This is a genomic window from Allomuricauda sp. F6463D, from assembly GCF_023015965.1.
Lineage (GTDB): Bacteria > Bacteroidota > Bacteroidia > Flavobacteriales > Flavobacteriaceae > Flagellimonas.
The window spans coordinates 557924-580068 of record NZ_JALKAN010000002.1 but is presented as its reverse complement, the minus strand read 5'-3'; the positions used below and the strand labels follow the sequence as shown (position 1 = coordinate 580068).

Sequence of the window (22145 nt, the reverse complement as noted above, 5' to 3'; positions counted from 1 at the left end):
TAAAATTAGCATTTGAAATAGTATTTTTAAGACCTTACACAGCATAGCTTTTTAAAAAGCTTAACATGGATATTAAAATCTAAGCCTATCTTTGTTTATCATGGCAAAGGACAAAAAGAAAAGAAAAGAGATAAAACGCAAGCTGTTACACAAGTATCGCTTAGTGATTCTTAACGAAAGCACCTTTGAGGAGAAAATATCGTTTAAGCTCAATAGGCTTAATGTTTTTGTTACGGGCACTATGTTTATTATTGTTTTGATCGGCCTTACAACATTATTTATTGCATTCACACCTTTAAAGGAATATATTCCAGGATATTCTTCCACAAAATTAAAGCGACAGGCCACGGATCTTACCTATAAAACGGACTCTTTAGTTACCGTTCTAAATTACACCAATCGGTATTTAGATAATGTTAGAAAAGTGTTGCGAGGAGATATTGAAAACAATCAGACGAATCGAGATTCCTTGTTTGAACAGTATAAACTTGATCCGGCTTCAGTAGATCTTTCTCCCATTCGTGAAGATTTGCTTTTAAGGGAAGAGGTAGAGTTGGAAGATAAATATAACTTATTTGAAAGGGATGTGGAGAATTTGGGCACTCTGTTTTTTTCGCCCGTAAATGGAACATTGTCCCAAGGGTTTGATCAAAAAACAAAGCACTATGCGGTGGATTTGGTTGCTCCAAGGGATACACCGGTTAAATCCATTGCCGATGGTACCGTTCTATTTGCTGAGTGGACCACAGAGACTGGTTATGTAATCATTGTTGAGCACCAAGAAGGAATAACATCTGTATATAAACATAATGGCTCCCTGAGCAAAGTTCAAGGCGATATGGTAAAGGCCGGCGAAGTGATTGCCTCCATCGGAAATACAGGAGAACTCACGACAGGACCACACCTACATTTTGAACTTTGGAGAAAAGGTAAGCCCGTAGACCCCCAAAACTATATAGACTTCAATTAAATGTCCGTAAAAGCATTTGCAGCAAAAATATTTGCGAACCGAATTGCCAAAAAAACCAATAAGTGGGTTAAAACTCCTGTGAAAACCCAGCAAAAAGTTTTTAATGCATTAATCAAACAAGCCAAGAACACAGTTTTTGGTATGGAACATCAGTTTAACACAATCAAGTCCCATCAAGACTTCGTGGAACGAGTTCCTATTCGCGATTATGAAGAATTAAAAGGCTACGTTCAACAGATTTTAGACGGTAAAGACGATGTGCTTTGGCCGGGAAAACCGATTTATTTCGCCAAAACGTCGGGTACAACATCTGGTGCAAAGTACATTCCAATTACCAAATTATCCATAAAGAACCAGGTTGAAGCTTCCCGGAATGCCATTCTAGGCTACATCAATGAAACTGGTAATGCAGATTTTGTAGATGGAAAAATGATTTTTTTGCAAGGCAGCCCTATTTTGGAAGAAAAACATGGTATCAAACTAGGTAGACTTTCGGGAATTTCTGCACACTATGTGCCCAATTACCTTCAAAAAAACCGATTGCCAAGTTGGGAGACCAACTGTATTGATGATTGGGAAACAAAGGTCGACAAGATTGTGGAGGAGACCGAAAAAGAAAACATGACCGTTATTGCGGGCATCCCATCTTGGGTACAAATGTATTTTGAAAAGCTCAATGCTAAGACAGGAAAAAAAGTTAGTGAGCTCTTCAAGGAGTTTCAATTATTTATTTATGGTGGGGTAAACTATGAACCTTATAGGGCCAAATTTGAAAATCTTATCGGAAGAAAGATTGACAGTATAGAGCTATTTCCGGCCAGCGAGGGTTTTTTCGCATATCAAAATTCCCAAAATGAAAAAGGGATGCTCCTATTATTGGATGCAGGAATCTTTTATGAATTTGTAAAAGCGGATGAATTTTTTGACGAAAACCCAAAACGATTGACCATTGCAGATGTGCAATTGGATGTGGACTACGCCATGGTAATCTCTACTAACGCTGGACTCTGGGGCTATAATCTTGGAGATACCATTCGGTTTGTTTCATTGGACCCCTATAAAATTATCGTTTCAGGGAGGATAAAACATTTTATTTCGGCTTTTGGGGAACACGTAATTGCCAAAGAAGTAGAAGAAGCCCTTAGATTGGCCGTAGAAGGTACGGATGCGCTGGTTAACGAATTTACAGTCGCTCCGCAAACGAACCCGGAGGATGATGAACTTCCTTACCATGAATGGTTTATAGAGTTTGAGAAGGTACCATCTGACCCTGTTGAATTTTCAAGGATCATTGAGGAGAGCATGAAGAAGCAGAACAGCTATTATTTTGATTTGATAGATGGGCATATCCTTCAACCTTTAAAAATTAGTAATATCAAACCAAATGGGTTTCAAGATTATATGAAATCTATTGGTAAATTGGGAGGTCAAAACAAGGTACAGCGTCTTGCCAACGACCGTAAAGTGGCCGATGGACTGCAACCCTTTAAAATTAGTTGACACGGAACAGCTTAATTTTCAAAGGAATTCACTTATTTTTGCCTGTAGATATGATGGCAACAGAAGTAAAACAGACTACTAGGGCACAGGAATCCACCAACGCAATTGAGCGTTTGTATATTACCATGCGTCACTTGCTCAATCGTGGATTTTATAAACCCTCTGGTGTAAGCGGCAATGCCTTAAGAAGTGCACTTTTATTGCTACGGCCCGAAATTTATGGTTCTATTGCAGAGGACAAATCGGAACTTAACGGACTAATCTATGTACTGGAACGATTGCCTGAAGGCATCGAAGAATGCCGGTTTATCAATTTGACTTCCGACGAAGGCTTTGCCAAATCACACTTAAAACCAATTGTACCACCCAAAAGGAGACGGAACTGTTATCGTATAGACGATGAACAGATGAACATTGAGATTACACGTGGGCGAAGCGATATTTATGACATTTTGACCCATCTTACATTTTTGTATGTTGAGTCTGGTAAAATTTCAAGCAGAGTTTTGGTCGATGATGGAAATGCTACCATTCGTGATTGGGTTAAGCTAACCGAGTTTGTGTTGCGTGATGAAAAAGACAATGATGAACGAGAAGTGGCGCTTATACATTGCGCAAATATTCTAGGAAGAACTTTTGATGAAGTTGTTGAGATTCAAAATAAACTAAAGACACCCAAAGACCCTGACAGATTTTTAAATGTAATCTATTGGCTGGGCAAATTAGCGATTGAGGAAGAAACTACGGGAAACAAAAGAACAATCACTTTTAGTCCGCTATTGCGAGAGCGCTTGGGACACCATATCCACGGAGAAAAATGGGCCGAGAAAATCAAAAAAAGACTAAAACAACATAATTTGATTCATAGGCCACTCCATATTATTAGCGCCAATATGCACAGTGTTATGAATTCACTTTTTGCAAAAAAGGCACTTCATCAGGAATTTCCGGAGGATGACTCATTGAATATTTATGAGGCTCTTGGGTCGGAGAAACATAAAGCGCTGAATAAAAAGGTAAAAAATCTTGCTGAAAGAAATGGAATGATATTCTTGGACGATGAATCCGGGGCCAATATTGACGTTCAAATTTTCGATTCTGCGAAATTTGATGTTGAAAGCTGTTGTTATAAGCTGCCGGAAGATATGTTGGAGAATGAAAAACCAATTATATTCGTAATGGACTATGCCTTTGGAGAACAGGCTTATGAAACCATAGATGAGTTATTGAAACCATTGGAACAAGATGGTGAAAAGATTTTCTTAAATGTTGATTCCATCTCTATTATGGGTAAAGCTGGAATATTGGAAGGAGGAAAGGGTGATTTAATGATTCCATCGGCACATATATTTGAAGGTACTGCAGACAATTACCCATTTGACAATGAATTTTGTGCATCCGATTTTAAAGGACACGGCCTTAAAGTTATGGAAGGCACTATGGTTACGGTATTGGGCACTTCTTTGCAAAACAGGGATATCCTTCAGTTTTTTAATGAATCTACATGGAACGTGATAGGACTGGAAATGGAAGGGGTACATTATCAAAAGGCGATACAATCAGCGTCCAGGATACGTAAAAGCATAAAAAAAGATGTCAAGGTGCGGTATGCTTATTATGCATCGGACAATCCATTGGAAACAGGGAGTACTTTGGCTTCAGGCGGACTGGGAACAACCGGGGTAAAACCCACTTATTTAATAACTGACAGGATTTTAAAACAAATATTTAATACATAAACATGGCAGACCAACCAGTAAACCAGAATAATTCCGATGAAATAGATTTGGGGCAATTGTTCCAAATGATTGGAAGAGGTTTTCAAAAATTCTTCAATTTTATTGGTAGTATTTTCAAGGGTATTTTCCATATTATAATGCTATTTCTTCTGTTTGTTCAGAAGAACATCATAATAATTGGGGCAGCTATTATTATTGGAGGAATTGGGGGTTTTGTTTTGGATAAGGTGTCTTCGGAAGAATATATCTCAAGAATGGTGGTCGAACCTAATTTTAATAGTGTTCAGCAGCTATACAATAACATAGCCTTTTACAATGATTTGGCAAAAGCTGAAGACTCTGTTGCTTTGGCCACCGCATTAAATATCACAGAGCACGAAGCAGCTAGTATTAAAGAAATTTTCACCGATTCCTATTCTGATGAAAACCAGAAAATAAAACTTTTTGACCAATTCATTAAGGAATTGGACACAACCACTATTAAAGCAATTGATTACGAGAATTATTTGGAAAATTTTAATTCTCTGGATGCCAGATTTCACCAAATATCAATTGTTAGTACGGATAACAGAGTTGCCAAAAAAGCACAACCAGCAATTATAAACTCTATTTCTGTAAATGAATACTTCAAGCTACAGAAAAAAATCAATGATGATAACTTGGTCCTCCAGGAAGATATCTACAAAAAACAGTTGGTTGAAATAGATTCGCTACAAAGCCTATACCGAACGGTATTGGTCAAAGAGGCAGACAGACCCATGCAGGGCACCAGTATTAATTTAGCCGAAGGAGGGGATTCAAAAGGACGAGAACTTGCCCTTATTCAAGAAAAAGATGTTTTAAAGGAGAAATTGGTAGAACTGAACAAGGAAAAGGCTAACAAATCAACCATTGTCAATGTTATAAGTGACTTCCCAACAAGAGGAGTTGAACTAAAGGGAATATGGAACAGTTACAAATTTAAACTTCCCATGGCATTGTTGATTTTAGTATTTGGGGTTTTAGCATTATTGGAGCTTAACAAGTATTTAAAATCCTACAATCAGAAGTAAAAGAACAATTGTTGGTAGTATGGTTTTAGGCTTAGGGCGAAAATCAAAACAATAATAGAAATGTATGGAGCGAATCTTGGTAACTGGAGCTGGGGGCCAATTGGGTCTGACATTTCAAGAGCGTGCCCTTGATTTTCCAGAGATTTATTTTGATTTTAAAACAGCTGACAAACTTGATATTGCCCAACCCTCCCAATTGGTTGATGTGTTTGAGCAAGGCCACTATGATTTCTGTATCAACTGTGCCGCCTACACCAATGTTGAACAAGCTGAAAAGAACCCCGAAAAGGCATTTAACATCAATGCAGAGGGTGTAAAAAATCTGGCGGAGGCCTGTAGAGCCCATAAAACTGTCTTGATACATATATCTACCGATTACGTTTTTGATGGAGAGAAAAAAGAGCCTTATACTATAACGGACAAACCGAATCCTATCAACGAATATGGAAAGTCCAAATTGAGGGGAGAGCAGTTTATTCAAGAGATTTTACCCAACCATTTTATTGTCCGAACATCTTGGTTGTATAGTAAAAAGTACGGTCATAACTTTTATCGATCAATTATAAAAAAGGCGATGGAGGGAGAGGATTTATATATTACCGATGCTCAAAGAGGCTGTCCTACCAATACTGATGCATTGGTAAGGTTTATCATTGAAGAGATTATCTTAGGGGAAAAGCTATTTGGCATATATCATTATACGGATGGAAAGCCAATGACATGGTACGATTTTGCCAAACAAATTCTTAAGGAGAATAATTTGGTGAACAAAGCCAGGCTTGTTTTGGATTCGAATTATCGTACTTTCGCAAAGAGGCCAAAAAACAGTGTTCTTTCTTGATTGGGTGAGAAAGACCGTGAATTTTATGGATGCTTTTATGGACAAAAACATTCAAAAAAACATTTTAATTACAGGAGGCGCTGGTTTTATTGGCTCTCATGTGGTCAGGCGATTTATCACCTTGAATAGTAATTACAATGTGTTCAACCTCGATGCTCTGACATACGCAGGAAACCTCGAAAACCTAAAAGACGTCGAAAGAGCACCGAACTATGAATTTATAAAGGGAGACATCACCAAAACGGACTTTATAAACGAATTTTTTTCAAAACATAGTTTTGATGGGGTCATTCATTTGGCTGCCGAATCCCATGTAGATCGGTCCATTACAGATCCCTTGTCCTTTGTTCGAACCAATATTCTGGGCACCGTCAATTTATTGAATGCGTCCTTGCAGCAATTCGAAAACAATCCAAACTTTCTGTTTTACCATATAAGTACAGATGAGGTATATGGAAGTTTAGGAGAAAAGGGCCTGTTCAAAGAAACTACATCTTACGACCCAAACTCCCCTTATTCCGCTTCAAAGGCAAGCTCAGATCATTTTGTTAGGGCTTATGGAGAAACCTATAAATTACCTTTTGTAATTTCCAATTGCTCCAATAATTATGGCCCTAATCAATTCCCGGAAAAATTGATCCCCTTGTTCATTAACAATATCATACAAAATAAACCACTGCCCGTATATGGTGATGGAAATTATACCCGGGATTGGCTATATGTAAAGGACCATGCAAAAGCTATTGAGCTTATATTTCATAAAGGTAAAAAAGGAGAAACGTATAATATTGGGGGGCTAAATGAATGGAAGAACATCGATTTGACCCATTTGTTGTGCCGATTGATGGATAAAAAGCTCAAAAGAACACTAGGAACATCGGAAAAACTGATATCTTTTGTAAAAGACCGCCCTGGTCACGATTTAAGATATGCTATCGATGCGTCCAAAATAAAGAAAGAGTTGGGTTGGAAACCATCAGTAACCTTTGAAGAGGGATTGGAACAAACGATTGATTGGTATTTTGATAATAAGGAATGGCTGGACAATGTTACCTCAAAAGACTATTTGGAATATTATAAAAACCAGTATCAAGAATAAAGCACAATGAAAGGAATTGTTTTGGCAGGCGGGACAGGTAGTAGATTACACCCACTTACACTTTCGGTGAGCAAGCAACTCATGCCTATTTACGACAAGCCGATGATTTACTATCCAATATCCACTTTGATGTATGCCGGCATCAATGAAATATTGATTATTTCCACCCCAAAGGACCTTCCGTTATTCCAAGAACTATTGGGGGATGGAAAAAAGTATGGCTGTACCTTTTCTTATGCGGTTCAAAAAGCACCAAACGGTTTGGCAGAAGCATTCGTTATAGGAGAGGATTTTATTGGTAACGACAAGGTGGCCCTCATTTTGGGAGACAACATCTTTTACGGCGCTGGACTGTCCAAATTACTGCAAAAAAATAATGACCCAGAAGGGGGGATTATCTATGCTTACAGGGTAAATGATCCACAGCGCTACGGGGTTGTTGAGTTTGATAAAAATGGAAAAGCCATCAGTATTGAAGAAAAACCAATAGAACCCAAATCCAACTATGTAGTACCAGGGATTTATTTTTATGATAATGATGTAATTTCCATTGCAAAATGCATAAAACCAAGTGCACGCGGTGAATTAGAGATTACGGATGTAAACAAACAGTATTTAAAAAGGAATAGGCTTAATGTGAGTATTTTGGACAGGGGAACGGCATGGTTGGATACAGGAACATTTCAAGCCTTAATGCAAGCCTCGCAATTTGTGGAAGTGATTGAGGAACGGCAAGGATTGATAACCGGATCTATAGAAGTTGCCGCCTACGAAATGGGATATATCGATCAAGAGCAATTTAGAGAACTGGCAAAACCTTTGATGAAAAGCGGCTATGGTAAAAGATTGTTGGGCATATTGAACATAGAGGCATGATAAAGGCAACAGAGACCAAATTAAAAGGATGTTTTATAATTGAGCCCACCATTTTTGAGGATGAAAGGGGCTATTTTTTCGAGAGTTATAACCACAGGGATTTTTGCGAAGCCATTGGTCAGGAAATCAATTTTGTTCAGGATAACCAGTCTTTTTCTAAAAAAGGTGTATTAAGAGGCTTGCATTTCCAAAATGGAGAACATGCCCAAGCAAAGCTTGTCTCTGTATTGGAAGGAAGAATTCAGGATGTGGTGGTTGATTTACGTAAAGATTCTGCTACTTTTGGCCAGCATATATCCATTGAGCTTTGTGGTAAAAACAAAAAACAGTTATTTGTGCCCAGAGGTTTTGCTCATGGGTTTTTGGCGTTGAGTGATGTGGTAAAAGTGTTTTATAAATGCGATAATTATTATAATAAAGAGGCTGAAGGGGGGATTTGTTATGATGACTCTAAACTAAATATAAAGTGGTTATTAGATCCAATTAATCTGTTACAATCTAAAAAAGATAAGAACTTGTCTAACAAATGTAATCTCCATTAATTAAAAATGAAAATAACCATAAATATATAATAATAGGTTTTGCTAAACCAGATGATTGCACCATAATAACATAAATGAAAGAACACTTTAAAAGATTAAAAAACCTTGATATTAATACATTAGAGGTTTTTAGGAAATCATTGTCATCAATCTTTGTTAAGGTTTTTGGAATGGCTTTTGCTTTCGGCGCAAGTGTTTTTCTTGGTAGAATGTTAGGGCCCAGTGGTTTGGGTGTTATTAATTTAGCCAATCAAATCCTAATGGTTCTTTTGGTTTTGACAATGTTTGGGATGCAACATGTTTTGGTTAAAAACATTGCTATAGGACACGGTCAAGGAAAAGATCAAATTATTGGGAATAATGTTAAAACTGCGTTATTGTTTAATGGATTTTTATCACTTGTAGTAACGGCTCTTGGAATAATTTTGGTCTATTTTTTTTCTGAGAATATCTTTAAGACTACGAGTATTAAAATCCCATTGATAATCTTTTTAATTGCACTCATTCCACAAACACTTACACGTGTTTATGCTTCTGCTATAAATGGAATGAGAAAAGTATGGCAAAGTAATCTCTTCGAACAAGTTTTAAGTTCTGGGTTTGTTGTCATAGGATTGTTCATCAGTTATTTATGCAAAATTGAAATAACAATCATTCATGTTGCTTGGCTTTATGCATTGGCAAGACTAATAGTGTTTTTAATTGCTATAGGTTATTGGCGTTTTATCTTCTCAAATACGTATATGGGAAGATTTGATTTAAAGCCTTTGCTAAAAACAGCCTTACCATTATTGCTTGTTTCCTCTACCAGTGTTTTGGCGACGAATATAGATACAATAATGTTAGGTTTTTTAAATAATGTGGAAGGAGTTGGACTATATAGTGTCGCTTCTCGAATAGCAATGCTTACAAGCTTTATGTTGTTGGTTTCAAACACCGCCATATCACCAAAATTGGCATTTATGTATTCTGAAGGCAACTTAAAAGGCATGCAAAAAATGGTTAGACAAACAACGCTAGGCGTTATTGTTGTTGCTGGTTTGCTTTTATTAGTTTTTCTTTTATTTGGAAAGCCCATTTTATCACTTTGGGGAGAGGAGTTCTCCGAATCCTATGTTCCTTTAATGATTTTATGTTTTGGTCAATTCCTTAATGTTTCTACTGGATGTTCTGGTTTGTTGTTGATAATGTGTGGATACGAAAAGACGCATAGAAATATTTCACTTGTTTCAGTAGCGATAAATATTTTACTGAACTTTTTCCTTATAACATTTTTTGGAATTATAGGAGCTGCGGTCGCAACAGCTTTCACCATAGGTTTAGAAAATATTTTGAAGGTTATTTATGCTAAGAAAAAGGTTGGAATATTGCCTATACCATTTTAAAATTTCAAGTAGCAAGGAATTCATAGCAACAAATTTGATAAGTTTGCAATTACTTACCTATTTTAACCCATAAATAAAACATGGAATTATTTGTTCTTGGAATTGATGCTGCTTCGGAGGAAATGCTCAGAGCTTTCGATATGCCTTTTACGCATAAATTATTAGACACCTTACATAAAGAGGAGATAAATGAAGACTTAATAAGTAGGGGCTGGGTTGAAGCGTACACTGGTCAACCAGCGTCAAGAACTAAAGGATTTTATGAATTTCCTTTAATGGACAATTCGTATGACACCTCGCTGTCATTTAATTTAAATATTATTGACAAAGAATCAAACTTATTATGGGATACGCTCAACAAAAAAAATGTTTCTGTTGGATTTATGGGTGTACCCACAACTTTTCCTGCACCTAAGATTAGTGGGTTCTTTGTTGCTGGCGGGGGAGGAGGTAAATCTTTAGATAGCACATATAATGATGACACTATGTTTTATCCTAAAGCTATTGTTGAACATCTAGTTAAAAACAAATATGTTGTTGATGAAAGAGTACCTTCATTGTTGTTTGACAAAAAAATATTTAATCCCACTCTTTTTTTTGATCAACTTATTGAAATGATGAATCGTCGAACGGATTCATACATTGATATTTATGATAAACAACCAACAAGTTTTGGTTTCTTGGCATATAGAGCAGTTGCAACAGTTGCATATTTGTCAATGAGTGAAATACAAAGAGTAATAGAAGGGAAGGAACCGCTCGACGATGCTTATTTTGAGGAGCTAAAGAGGTTTTTCACAGCTTTGGATGTTAATATCCAAAAGCTCTATGAAAATATTGATATCCAAAATATTATTTTAATTTCAGACCATGGCATATCTCCTTATGATAGCCGAGTAAATTTTAATTTTTTGCTCCAAAAATATGGTTATCAGGTAAAAAAATCTCAAACCCCAAGCAAGAACTTAATTCATAGGTTTAAAAATCTGGTTCCGTTTAATTTAAGAAAGAAACTTAAGAAAAATAAGTTAATCGAGTCTAGTGTCAAAAAGGGACTATGGTTCAATTCAGAAAAAAGTATTGCATTTTGTAGAAGTGAAGGAGATGTGGCAGGAATATTCATAAATGATAAAAGTCGATTTAATGGTCCCGTTTCAGAAGGGGATATTATGAAGAATGTGACCGAAATTTGCAATGCAATCAATAATTCTAATGAAGCAAAAGAATTTAATTTGAAAGCGTATTCTTCAAAACCAGCTTTTGTGGGAGAACCTTATGAAAAATTAATACCCGACATATTTGTTTCTAAACCAATGAATATGAAATCCATGACCACTACTACATCTCAGTTTATCACGAAAAACAGTTGGTTTGATAAACCCATTAATTTAAAAGAGGTTAAGCATGATAATTGGACAGGAACAAAAAAACCGAACGCTTTGTTCTTTTTAACACCTTCATTACACAATTTTGTTAAAGAGGATGATGAGAGAAACTTAACACTTACTTATAAAATAGCAGATCGTTTTTTTAAATGAAAATAGGGATACTGACATTTCACGATGGAATAAATTTTGGCGCCTTTTTACAGGCATACAGTACAAAGCAAAAACTTGAGCTTTTAGGTCATCAAGTAGAGATTATTAATTATAAGGACACTTGGTTTGCATTCAAGGAACTTGCCTATGCATTTCGAATGAATGGCAAGTTTGTAAAGAATGCTAAAAAAATCTGGAAGTTTCGTAGTGCGCACAAACTGATGGACATGACCAAACCAAACTCGGATTTGGCTAGTTTCGAAGATAAATACGATGTGGTATTTTTTGGAAGTGACGAGATATGGAACATTAATAATCTTGGTTTTGGTTATGATTTAAGCTACTTTGGTAAAGGCTTGAGAAACACCAAAAAGATTGCATACGCCCCTAGTTTTGGCTCGACAAAGTCTGATGATGAAAAATTGTCACTGGTAAAGGAATATCTGTTGGATTTTGATGCAATTTCGGTGAGGGATAACAACTCTCAAAAAATCGCAGAAAAACTAACCGGCACTAAACCAACCATTGTTCCTGACCCGACTTTTCTTGTAGATCAATTAAATTGGGCTGTAGAACCAGAAATAGAAGAAGAATATATTTTGGTTTATGCCTATGTTTTAAAGCCAGAACATATCAAAGCAATGAAGCAATTTTCCAAAGAAAAAAAGATTAAATTGGTTTCAGTGGGCTTTTACTATTCTTGGTGTGATGAAAACTATCTGGGCATAAGCCCATTTGAATGGATAGGCTTCTTTAAAAAAGCCAAATATGTTTTTACGAGCATGTTTCATGGCACAATTTATTCCATACTTACTAGAAGGAATTTCACGACTTTTATGGATCCGTACCGACTACAAAAGTTTTCTTATTTGTTAGACACTTTGGACATACATGATCGTATTTTTGATGGGAACAGTAGGTTTGAATCTATAGACTATTCCATGTTAGAGAAGAAGATTGCAGATTATTCAAATATTGGGCACAAGTTTATCGAAACTGCCTTGCAGAATATTCAAGAGCCTTAAAATAGGTTATATTTAACTTTGCCCGATGTAATGGGTAAATCAATGTCTTGGTAATTTTGAAAATAAAAATTAGTTTAATATTCGGTCTGTTTTTATTTTTTCTACCTTTTACTCAGGCACTTACAGTCAATGTTTTCTTTCCATTAAAGATTTCGGAACTGTTATTGGTTGTATTGATACTCATTTTTATGCAACTAAAGTTTGATAGATTTTTTTTAAAAACGTTATGGAGTGCCAAAGTTATATATGTCTTTTTATTTTTGGCTATCCTTTCATTTTTTGTGAACTCCCATTGGTCTTATACTTACCCACCAAAGATTATAGATTACCGAATAAATAGGCAAGCTGACAGTCTGCTAAGAACAATCTATATTATTTTAAATATTTTGGCATTTGTCATTTCAATTTATTTTATAGGTAGACCAAAAAATTATCTTAAGTTATGGGTATATGGTGCATTGGCAGCATCTATTTATGCTTGGTATTTATTCATTTCATCAGGTTTAAATATACCATTTATAAAGATGTTCGGAATGCAAGAAAACCCGCAGACAATTATGGGGTTTATAAGGGCGGGCACGTTTAAAGAAGGTAATTTTTTTGGACTATTTTTAATTTTATCAAGCGCTGTCGCATTTTATTTGAACAAAGATAGGGTTGCCTGGTTTTTAATGTTTACTATTCTTTCCACATTTTCTACAATAAGTATTATCAGTGCTGCTTTTTTCTTGATTATATATTTTAAAAAATATTTGCTTAGAAAAAGGAATCTTAAAATATTTTTGTTATTACTCCCAGTTATTATAATTGGTTCAGTAATTTTTTTTAAAAGTCTATTTTATCAAAAATATGTGGAAGAAAAGTTGTTTACCCCACTGAATACACTCACAACATCCAATTTTTCTAAAGTAGACAGGTATTTAACAGGAAAAATTGCGTTAGAAGCTGGAATTGATAATCCAATCCTTGGAGTTGGGCCATTCAATTATGGTCTTCATTATGATCATTACAATAATATTGATGAAATCATTGACAATCAAAGCGAATTTTCCATTAATTTTTTTAATAGAAAGGGGAAAAGGGCAATTCCAAACAATGTATATATGGAAGTGTGGGCAGAATACGGCATTGTAGGTTTTTTGCTTTTTATTGCATTTTTAATCAAAACACTAATACTGTCGATAAAAAGCAAAAATCTTACAATAACGGCCGGTCTTATTGCAATGTATGTGTCCTTAAATGCATTTCCTTCTTTTATAATGTTATTTATATGGGTGTACTTGGCCATTCCTTATGCTCATAAATTTTATCATACCCAACCTAAAATAAAGTATAGTGGACAAAATTAAAGAACGCCTTATATACGTTTTGGCCGCGTTTCCACTATTCGACTTTAAACTCATCAATATTGGTATTGCAGTTTTTGTTTTAGGAAGTATTGTGATATGTTATGAAGAGGGAGGTTTTTTGAAACGATTTACAAAAAGGAAGATAATAGACATTTTGATTTTGTCATTACCATTCTTACTAAGCTTAACGGCCCTGTTTTGGACACAGAATATTAAAAGTGGATACACATTTGTAGAAAGGTCTTTGCCTGTTATAATATTTCCTTTGATTATTCTTTTATTGCCGCCCTTTAGAACTATTAGGACAATCAAAAAGTTTTTTCAAATTTATATTATTACAAATGTATTGCTTGCTTGTACTTTTATAGTGTATTCGATTGTTTCTTTGGTGAGTTTATATGAGAATGAACATTTACCGATAATATCATTCATAAAAAAATACAGAGGTGAATTTGAGTCAGTTTTAGTTATTGGGGAGCACCCAATTTACTTAGCATTGATGATAGGAACCGCCATACTATTTTTATTTTATTTTTATTTTAAAAGGTTCTGGTTAAATCTAATTTTTGGCATTATTCTTACTATTGCTCTATTTATGACCGCAAGCATTGGACCAATGCTCGCACTTTTAATTGCTGTGTTGCTGGCTATTATATTAAAGCCGATAAGACTTAAATCAAAATTAACGATAATAGCTGCATTTTTGGTGATAGTCTTATCGGCTTTGACATTATCACCATTTCAAAATAGGGTCAATGAATTTATTAACACAACAGAGATATATCCCAGTGGAGACTATTTTAATTCTTTTAATACTAGAGTGGGCATCTATAATTGCGCCATAAAAATTGGAAAGAAAGTTCCTTTTATAGGGCTTGGTCCTGGAGATGTACAAGAAGAATTGGACTTGTGTTATAAAAATGAATATAAAACCAAGGCGTACGAAAATGGAATATTCAATACTCACAATCAATATTTGTATTATTGGTTAAGTTATGGCATATGGGGGTTAACTTTGATGTTTGTAACATACATTATTTTCTATAAACGGGCAATTTCAAATAGAGATGAAGTCTATATCGTATTTTTGACCTTTATGCTAATTTGTTTTTTATTCGAAAATATTTTGAGTAGAAATACAGGGATAATGGTTTATAGTATTTTTAATACAATATTATATTTTAAAAGTTATTTAAAAGCTAATGACTAACAACCAACAGCATTGATAAAATTAATTATCATTAAAGTTGGTTAATTAAGCACCAATATTATTCAAGAAACATCTAAACTATGTTCGGATATTAATTAATGGAAGCATAATTTTTATGAAAATTTGTCCGAATATATAAGATAACCATGAAAGATTGTAATCGCTAAATAATTATAGACTGTAGTTAACTAAACACTACAATAAAAAATAGACGGGAAGCTTACAAGATCATTTAAACGATATGGGAAAAACAGTGTTTAGTTCTATTTTTTGTGATGATATTAATAAAATAACAAGGTAAACAATCCATAGGAACTATAGGTTGTTTATGTTTTGGTCAAGTCAAGAAAATTATTAGTAGCTTTATTTTAAAGGGAATCAATCAGTTAATAACTATGATTTATACTCTTTAAAATACTGAATTTCATTAATGAATTAATATAATATGTCAAGAATAAGATACCTGTTTAAAACTATTCAAGTAATTTAATTGTATGATAGTAATAAACGCAAAATTCCTCACTCAAAAGATAACCGGTGTTCAACGCTTTGCGCTTGAACTTTGTAAAAGGCTTCCAAGAACCATACAAGGTGAAGAAGTGGTTTTTGTAAGTCCTAAAGCAGAACAGATAAATGTCATTTCCACGGATGTTCAACCTATTCAATTTGGTAGATTACCGGCAATACTTTGGGAGCAAATTGAATTGCCAATTTTTTTGAAAAGAAACGGAAACCCTTTGTTGATAAATTTAGCAGGTGTGGGCCCTGTTCTGTATAAGAATAAAATAATGGCCCTTTATGATTTAGCGTATGAGCATCATCCGGAGTGGTTTACTTATTCTTTTCACAAGGTGTATAGCACACTGATTCCTATTGGTTTGAAAAATTCAAAAAGAATAGTGACTGATAGCAATTATGTGAAAGATGATATTATTGAAACATATAAAATTGAGGATAATAAAATTGAGGTAATTTATGCCGCGCCATCAGAAATGTTTCGTGACAAAGGATTAAAGAGAGAAAAATTTATTTTGACAGTTTCATCGATTGATCCAAGAAAGAATTTAAAATCCGTTATTCAAGCGTATAAACAATTGGATACAGATTATAAACTTGTAATTGTAGGCAAGAGCAACCATATATTTTCGAATCTGGACCTGGAAGAAGAAATGGGGGATAGTAACATCAATTTTACCGGATATTTATCGGACAAGGAATTGATAGAACTTTATAATAAGGCCGAAATATTTATTTATGCTAGTTTTTTTGAAGGCTTTGGTATGCCTCCCTTAGAAGCTCAAGCTTGTGGCTGCTGTTGCATTGTTTCAAATAAAACTTCTTTGCCTGAGGTTTACCAAGACTCAGTACATTATTGTGAACCTACAGACTTGGAATCAATTAAATCTGCAATGAAAAATCTAATTGAAAACCCAGAACTTAGAATACAGCTAAGAGACAAGGGATTCGAAAATTTAAAACGGTTTAGTTGGGACAATTCGACTGAGCAATTAAAACAGATAATTAAGGATATTTTATGAAAAAAGCACTAATACACGACTGGTATTCTGTATATGGTGGAGCAGAAAGATGTATAGAGAGCTTTACAAATATTTGGGAAGACTTTGATCATTACTCTTTGATAGATACACTTTCAGATGAAAACAGACAAATTATATTAAAAGGTAAACAAACTAAAAATTCATTCATTCAAAAAATGCCCTTTGGAAAAAAGAAATATAGGAGTTATCTACCATTGTTTCCCTTGGCAATAGAACAGTTTGATTTAAATGAATATGATTTGATTATTTCTTCTTCATCTTCAGTGGCCAAAGGAGTTCTAACTAGACCGGACCAGCTGCACATTTCATATGTATATTCGCCAGTAAGATATGCTTGGGATCTATATCATCAATATCTTGAAGAATCTGGAATGCAAAAAGGATTTAAAGGGCTCTTGGCCAAATATTTCTTACATAAGATAAGAATGTGGGATTATACTACTGCAAATCGACCGGATTACTATATTGCCATTTCAGAATATGTGGCAAAGCGTATAAAAAAAGTTTATGGAAAGGAATCAAGAGTAATTTATCCGCCAGTAGATACTAAGACTTTTACAATTTCTGATAAAACAGAGGATTATTATATTACATGTTCTAGGATGGTTCCTTATAAAAAAATTGATTTGATTGTTGAGGCTTTTTCCAAAACCAAGCAGAAGTTGTTGGTTATTGGCGATGGGCCAGATATGCATAAGATAAAAAAATTAGCTACTTCGAATACGGAGTTGTTAGGTTTTGTTGAAAAGAAAAAAATGCAAGAGCTCATTAAAAATGCAAAAGCATTTATTTTTGCTGCGGAAGAAGATTTTGGAATTGCACCAATTGAAGCACAGGCATCTGGAGTGCCGGTTATTGCATTTGGAAAGGGTGGTATTTTGGAGACTGTGAAAGGAGTCTTTCCGGGCACGAAAAAAATAGATAAAGCTATTACTGGGGTGTTTTATGAAAATCAAAAGGTAGATTCATTGTTGGGAGCGGTTAATTTTTTTGAAAAGAACTTAGATTTATTCAATAAGGACATTATTAGGGAAAGCGCACAAAGGTTTAGCATTGAACGATTCGAAATGGAATTTAAGGAAACAGTGGATGAAATTTATAATAATTGGATATAAATCAATTTAGATAGAATGAAAAAAGCAATTATAACTGGAATTACAGGTCAAGATGCTGCTTATTTGGCTCAACTTTTGTTAGATAAAAATTATGAGGTTTATGGCACATATAGGAGGACTAGCTCAACAAACTTTTGGAGGATAGAGGACCTTGGTATTGAAAACCACTCCAATCTTCACTTATTGGAATATGATTTGGTGGATTTGTCAAGTGCTTTTAGGATAATTTCTGAAATTCAACCTGATGAAATATATAATTTAGCCGCACAGAGTTTTGTAGGTGTATCATTTTCACAACCAATAGCTACTGCTCAAATTACAGGTGTTGGGGCGATGAATTTACTTGAGGCAATCCGGACCATTAACCCAAAAATTAAGTTTTATCAAGCTTCTACCTCCGAAATGTTTGGAAAAGTTAGAGCAATTCCTCAGTCCGAGGAAACACCTTTCCATCCTAGAAGTCCATATGGAGTTGCGAAAGTATTTGCACACTGGGCCACATTAAATTATCAAGAATCCTACGACTTATTTGCTTCTAGCGGCATACTGTTCAACCATGAGTCGCCTTTAAGAGGAAAGGAATTTGTCACAAGAAAAATTACGGATTCTGTAGCAAAAATATCTTTGGGGATGTTGGATGTTATTGAACTGGGTAACCTAGATGCCAAAAGAGATTGGGGCTATGCCAAAGACTATGTGGAAGGAATGTATAAAATATTGCAAGCTGCAAATCCAGATGTGTTTGTGTTGGCAACAGGTAGAACGGAAACGGTCAGAGACTTCGTAGAAATGGCATTTAAGGCTATAAATATCGATATGGAATGGCAGGGGAAAGAGGAAAATGAAATAGGCTTGAATCGGCTTACAGGAAAAACGCTGGTTAAAGTTAATCCAAAATTTTACCGGCCTGCTGAGGTTGATCTATTGATTGGAGATCCCAAGAAAGCTAAAGATATTTTAGGATGGGAAGCCAAAACTTCATTGGAAGAGTTATGTGAAATGATGGTGAAATCAGACATCGAAAAAAACAAGAATGGAAAGTCCTATTAATAAAACGGTTTTAATAACGGGCATTACAGGGTTTACAGGAAAACATTTAGAATCTATATTGGTCGAAAACGGTTTTCAGGTTTATGGGACAACCTTCTCAGAGCCGGCGCAAGAAAATCATTTCAAATGTGATATTTTAGATTTTAACGAGTTGACAGAGGTTGTTACAAGGGTTGGGCCGGACTACGTTATACACCTTGCAGCGGTTTCCTTTGTGGCGACAAAGGATATCCCAAAAATATATGCCACCAATGTTCAAGGAACACTCAATCTTTTAGACGGGTTGCTTAAATTGGGGAGGAACATTAAAAAAATCATTGTTGTTAGCAGCGCTGCGGTTTATGGAAACATAGGAAATGTTCTATCAGAAGAAATGTGCCCAAAACCTGTCAATCATTATGGAAACAGTAAATTGGCCATGGAGAATATGGCGGCTAATTATTTTGATAAGCTGAATATTATAGTTGCACGACCATTCAATTATACGGGTATTGGACAAGAAGAACGTTTTGTAATACCTAAAATAATTAAGCACTTCAAGGAGAAGAAAAGTGTAATACATCTCGGAAACCTTAATACATATAGGGAGTATAATGATGTAAGATTTTTAGCTGATTGCTATCGAAAATTGTTAAATAGTGACTTTAAATCCAACGTAGTTAATATAGCAAGTGGAAAAACATATTCGATAAATGACGTTTTATCAATAATGACAGATTTATCTTCCCACCAATTGAATGTGGAAGTTGACAACAATTTTGTAAGGAAAAATGAAATAAAAGAGCTAAAGGGTTCTTCAGTAAAATTATATACTATAATTGGAGAAACTGATTCTATTTTTTCGTTAAAGGATACTCTGGCTGAAATGTATCTTGGTTAAAAGAAGGCCTATTTTTATACTCTCAGAGAGAACAGACGTTGTAAACTTTTGGCTATTATGTTTTTTAAGCAGCACAGGTATTCAAATTTAATAACCCCCATATCATATTCTCTTGATTTGGTAGTTTTGAACATGTTTCTTTACATTTTACCAATAAATTTTCAAACACCCGTATTGATGCATGTTTATATCTCACTCACATGGATCATAATTTCAACAAAAAATGAGTTTTATACCATTTACAGATTCTCCAAAGTAACATATGTCATAAGGCTTATATTTGTACAATTTGTTTTTTTCTTTTTAACACTTTATGCGTTTATAGGATTCTTTAAACAACCTGTCATAAGTAGACTTGCTTTGGCTGAATATTTTGTTATTACTTTTATAATTATTTCAACCTTAAAGTTCTTAAGCTATTTTCTTTTGATGAGGTATCGGGAAAGAGTAAAGGGAAACATAAGGAATGTAGTGATTATTGGAAAAAACAAGAAAACCGATCAACTTCGGCAGGTTTTTAATGAAAGAGTGGAGTTCGGGTATAATTTTAAAAAACAATTTTCTCCAAAATCCCACGACTTTGATATTCGAGGTTGTTTCAGCTATATTCATGACAATAAAGTCGATGAAATTTATTGTTCCATATCAGAACTTAAAAACGAAGAAATAGCTAAATTCATCAGTTTCGCAGATAACAACTTAAAGACTCTTAAATTTATACCGGACAATAAAAACATCTTTGCCAAAAAATTAAAATTTGAGTATTACGATTATATTCCGGTTCTTTCATTAAGGGACATCCCTTTGGATAACCCTATAAATGCATTTATAAAAAGAAGTTTTGATATTATTTTTTCTCTTTTTGTAATTATCGGTCTGCTCTCATGGTTAACACCGCTGTTAGCCTTGTTAATCACGCTTGAATCTAAAGGTCCAGTATTTTTTAGACAAACAAGAAATGGAATAGATAATCGGGAATTTTACTGTTATAAGTTTCGATCTATGGCGCCGAATCACAAAGCTGATGATATACAAGCCACAAAAAATGATATGCGCATTACCAAAATAGGGAGGTTTATTCGAAAGACAAGTATAGATGAACTTCCACAATTCTACAACGTGCTCTTTGGAACGATGTCCGTAGTAGGACCTCGCCCACACATGGTTAAGCATACCAACGAGTATGCTTCCAGTGTAGACAAATATATGGTTCGCCACTTTGTTAAACCAGGCATTACAGGATTGGCACAAGTAAGGGGATATCGCGGTGAAATTGAACAGGAGGCCGATATTCAAAACCGGATTAAGTTCGATATTTTTTATATTGAGAACTGGTCTATGTTTCTTGACCTAAAGATTATGTTGCAAACAATTCTTAATGCATTAAAAGGAGAGGCTAAAGCCTATTAGGTTATATGAAAAAAACACTCATTACCGGAGCAGCAGGATTTTTAGGCTCACACCTTTGTGATCGGTTTATAGCAGAAGGGCATCATGTAATTGGTATGGATAACCTAATCACGGGAGATATTAGGAACATTGAACATTTGTTTCACCTAAAAAGGTTTGATTTCTTCCATCACGATGTCACCAAATTTGTCCATGTTCCAGGTAAAATGGATTACATCCTTCACTTTGCCTCACCTGCAAGCCCAATTGATTATTTAAAAATCCCCATCGAAACACTAAAAGTGGGTTCCTTGGGCACGTTAAACCTGTTGGGGTTGGCCAGAGATCATGGAGCACGTATCCTTGTAGCATCGACTTCAGAGGTATATGGAGACCCCTTGGTACATCCGCAAAGCGAAGACTATTTTGGCAATGTGAGCCCAATAGGCCCTAGAGGAGTATATGACGAGGCTAAACGATTTATGGAATCAATAACCATGGCCTACCATAGACACCATGGCCTGGATACTCGAATCGTTAGGATATTCAACACCTACGGATCACGTATGCGATTGAATGATGGTCGAGTAGTTCCCGCTTTTATGGGGCAGGCACTGAGAGGAGAAGATTTGACCGTTTTTGGAGATGGTTCACAATCAAGATCCTTTACATATATTGATGATCAAGTCGAAGGTATCTACCGCTTGTTGATGAGTGATTATGTGGAGCCCATTAATATTGGGAATCCGGATGAAACTACTATTTTGGAATTTGCCCAAGAAATCATCAATCTAACGGGGACGGACCAAAAGATTATTTTTAAACCCTTACCACAGGACGACCCCATGCAACGTCAGCCCGATATTTCTAGAGCCAAGAATATTTTGGACTGGGAACCCAAAGTGCATCGCTCCGAAGGACTCAAAAAAGTATATGAATACTTTAAATCACTATCTCCCGATCAGTTGTGGGCAGTGCACAGAGATTTTTCATCAAATAGCTAGACAAGTTCCCGTCAAAACGTAT

19 protein-coding genes are annotated in these 22145 nt (G+C 35.1%); all 19 read left to right on the top strand.

What is annotated here, in order from left to right; all coding sequences use genetic code 11:
- Positions 1-100 precede the first annotated feature (100 nt).
- The 19 genes from MWU56_RS11140 to MWU56_RS11050 all read left to right on the top strand — a co-directional run bounded on the left by MWU56_RS11140 (position 101) and on the right by MWU56_RS11050 (position 22123).
- Positions 101-970 carry a M23 family metallopeptidase gene (locus tag MWU56_RS11140; RefSeq protein ID WP_247044544.1) on the top strand — a complete coding sequence of 290 codons (870 nt, stop codon included), beginning with the start codon at positions 101-103 and terminating at the stop codon, positions 968-970.
- The gene (locus MWU56_RS11135) at positions 971-2470 is read left to right on the top strand and encodes a GH3 auxin-responsive promoter family protein (RefSeq protein WP_247044543.1); all 1500 of its coding nucleotides are present in this window, start codon (positions 971-973) and stop codon (positions 2468-2470) included.
- Between the two features lie 50 nt (positions 2471-2520).
- Complete coding sequence (locus MWU56_RS11130; RefSeq protein ID WP_247044542.1) at positions 2521-4209, top strand: DUF6909 family protein; 1689 nt, start codon at positions 2521-2523, stop codon at positions 4207-4209.
- A gap of 2 nt (positions 4210-4211) precedes the next feature.
- A complete protein-coding gene (locus MWU56_RS11125; protein WP_247044541.1) occupies positions 4212-5261 on the top strand; it encodes a hypothetical protein in 1050 nt (349 codons plus the stop codon).
- 64 nt (positions 5262-5325) lie between these two features.
- Positions 5326-6102 carry a dTDP-4-dehydrorhamnose reductase gene (rfbD, locus tag MWU56_RS11120; protein ID WP_247044540.1) on the top strand — a complete coding sequence of 259 codons (777 nt, stop codon included), beginning with the start codon at positions 5326-5328 and terminating at the stop codon, positions 6100-6102.
- A gap of 37 nt (positions 6103-6139) precedes the next feature.
- The gene (gene rfbB, locus MWU56_RS11115) at positions 6140-7201 is read left to right on the top strand and encodes a dTDP-glucose 4,6-dehydratase (protein ID WP_247045240.1); all 1062 of its coding nucleotides are present in this window, start codon (positions 6140-6142) and stop codon (positions 7199-7201) included.
- Positions 7202-7207: 6 nt separating this feature from the next.
- A complete protein-coding gene (gene rfbA, locus MWU56_RS11110) occupies positions 7208-8077 on the top strand; it encodes a glucose-1-phosphate thymidylyltransferase RfbA (protein WP_247044539.1) in 870 nt (289 codons plus the stop codon).
- The gene (rfbC, locus tag MWU56_RS11105; RefSeq protein WP_410548943.1) at positions 8077-8619 is read left to right on the top strand and encodes a dTDP-4-dehydrorhamnose 3,5-epimerase; all 543 of its coding nucleotides are present in this window, start codon (positions 8077-8079) and stop codon (positions 8617-8619) included. Before rfbA ends, rfbC begins: the two co-directional genes overlap by 1 nt.
- Before the next feature lie 74 nt (positions 8620-8693).
- Positions 8694-10004, top strand: coding sequence for an oligosaccharide flippase family protein (locus MWU56_RS11100; protein WP_247044537.1), 1311 nt, complete (start codon positions 8694-8696; stop codon positions 10002-10004).
- 80 nt (positions 10005-10084) lie between these two features.
- Positions 10085-11542, top strand: a complete 1458-nt coding sequence (locus MWU56_RS11095) for an alkaline phosphatase family protein (protein ID WP_247044535.1) — start codon at positions 10085-10087, stop codon at positions 11540-11542.
- Positions 11539-12567, top strand: a complete 1029-nt coding sequence (locus tag MWU56_RS11090) for a polysaccharide pyruvyl transferase family protein (protein ID WP_247044532.1) — start codon at positions 11539-11541, stop codon at positions 12565-12567. The genes MWU56_RS11095 and MWU56_RS11090 overlap by 4 nt, the downstream gene beginning before the upstream one ends.
- Positions 12568-12623: 56 nt before the next feature.
- On the top strand, positions 12624-13916 hold the full coding sequence (locus MWU56_RS11085) for an O-antigen ligase family protein (protein ID WP_247044530.1): 1293 nt from the start codon (positions 12624-12626) through the stop codon (positions 13914-13916).
- Complete coding sequence (locus tag MWU56_RS16630; RefSeq protein ID WP_247044529.1) at positions 13903-15126, top strand: O-antigen ligase family protein; 1224 nt, start codon at positions 13903-13905, stop codon at positions 15124-15126. Before MWU56_RS11085 ends, MWU56_RS16630 begins: the two co-directional genes overlap by 14 nt.
- A gap of 494 nt (positions 15127-15620) precedes the next feature.
- Positions 15621-16664 carry a glycosyltransferase family 4 protein gene (locus tag MWU56_RS11075; protein ID WP_247044528.1) on the top strand — a complete coding sequence of 348 codons (1044 nt, stop codon included), beginning with the start codon at positions 15621-15623 and terminating at the stop codon, positions 16662-16664.
- Positions 16661-17800, top strand: a complete 1140-nt coding sequence (locus MWU56_RS11070; protein ID WP_247044527.1) for a glycosyltransferase family 4 protein — start codon at positions 16661-16663, stop codon at positions 17798-17800. The genes MWU56_RS11075 and MWU56_RS11070 overlap by 4 nt, the downstream gene beginning before the upstream one ends.
- A gap of 15 nt (positions 17801-17815) precedes the next feature.
- A complete protein-coding gene (gene gmd, locus MWU56_RS11065; RefSeq protein WP_247044526.1) occupies positions 17816-18850 on the top strand; it encodes a GDP-mannose 4,6-dehydratase in 1035 nt (344 codons plus the stop codon).
- Entirely contained in the window at positions 18834-19730 is an 897-nt protein-coding gene (locus MWU56_RS11060) for a GDP-mannose 4,6-dehydratase (RefSeq protein ID WP_247044525.1), read from the top strand. Before gmd ends, MWU56_RS11060 begins: the two co-directional genes overlap by 17 nt.
- Before the next feature lie 57 nt (positions 19731-19787).
- Positions 19788-21140 (top strand): undecaprenyl-phosphate glucose phosphotransferase, encoded by a 1353-nt coding sequence (locus tag MWU56_RS11055; RefSeq protein ID WP_247044524.1) that lies wholly within the window; start codon positions 19788-19790, stop codon positions 21138-21140.
- A 5-nt stretch (positions 21141-21145) separates the two neighbouring features.
- Positions 21146-22123 (top strand): UDP-glucuronic acid decarboxylase family protein, encoded by a 978-nt coding sequence (locus MWU56_RS11050; RefSeq protein WP_247044522.1) that lies wholly within the window; start codon positions 21146-21148, stop codon positions 22121-22123.
- Positions 22124-22145 lie beyond the last annotated feature (22 nt).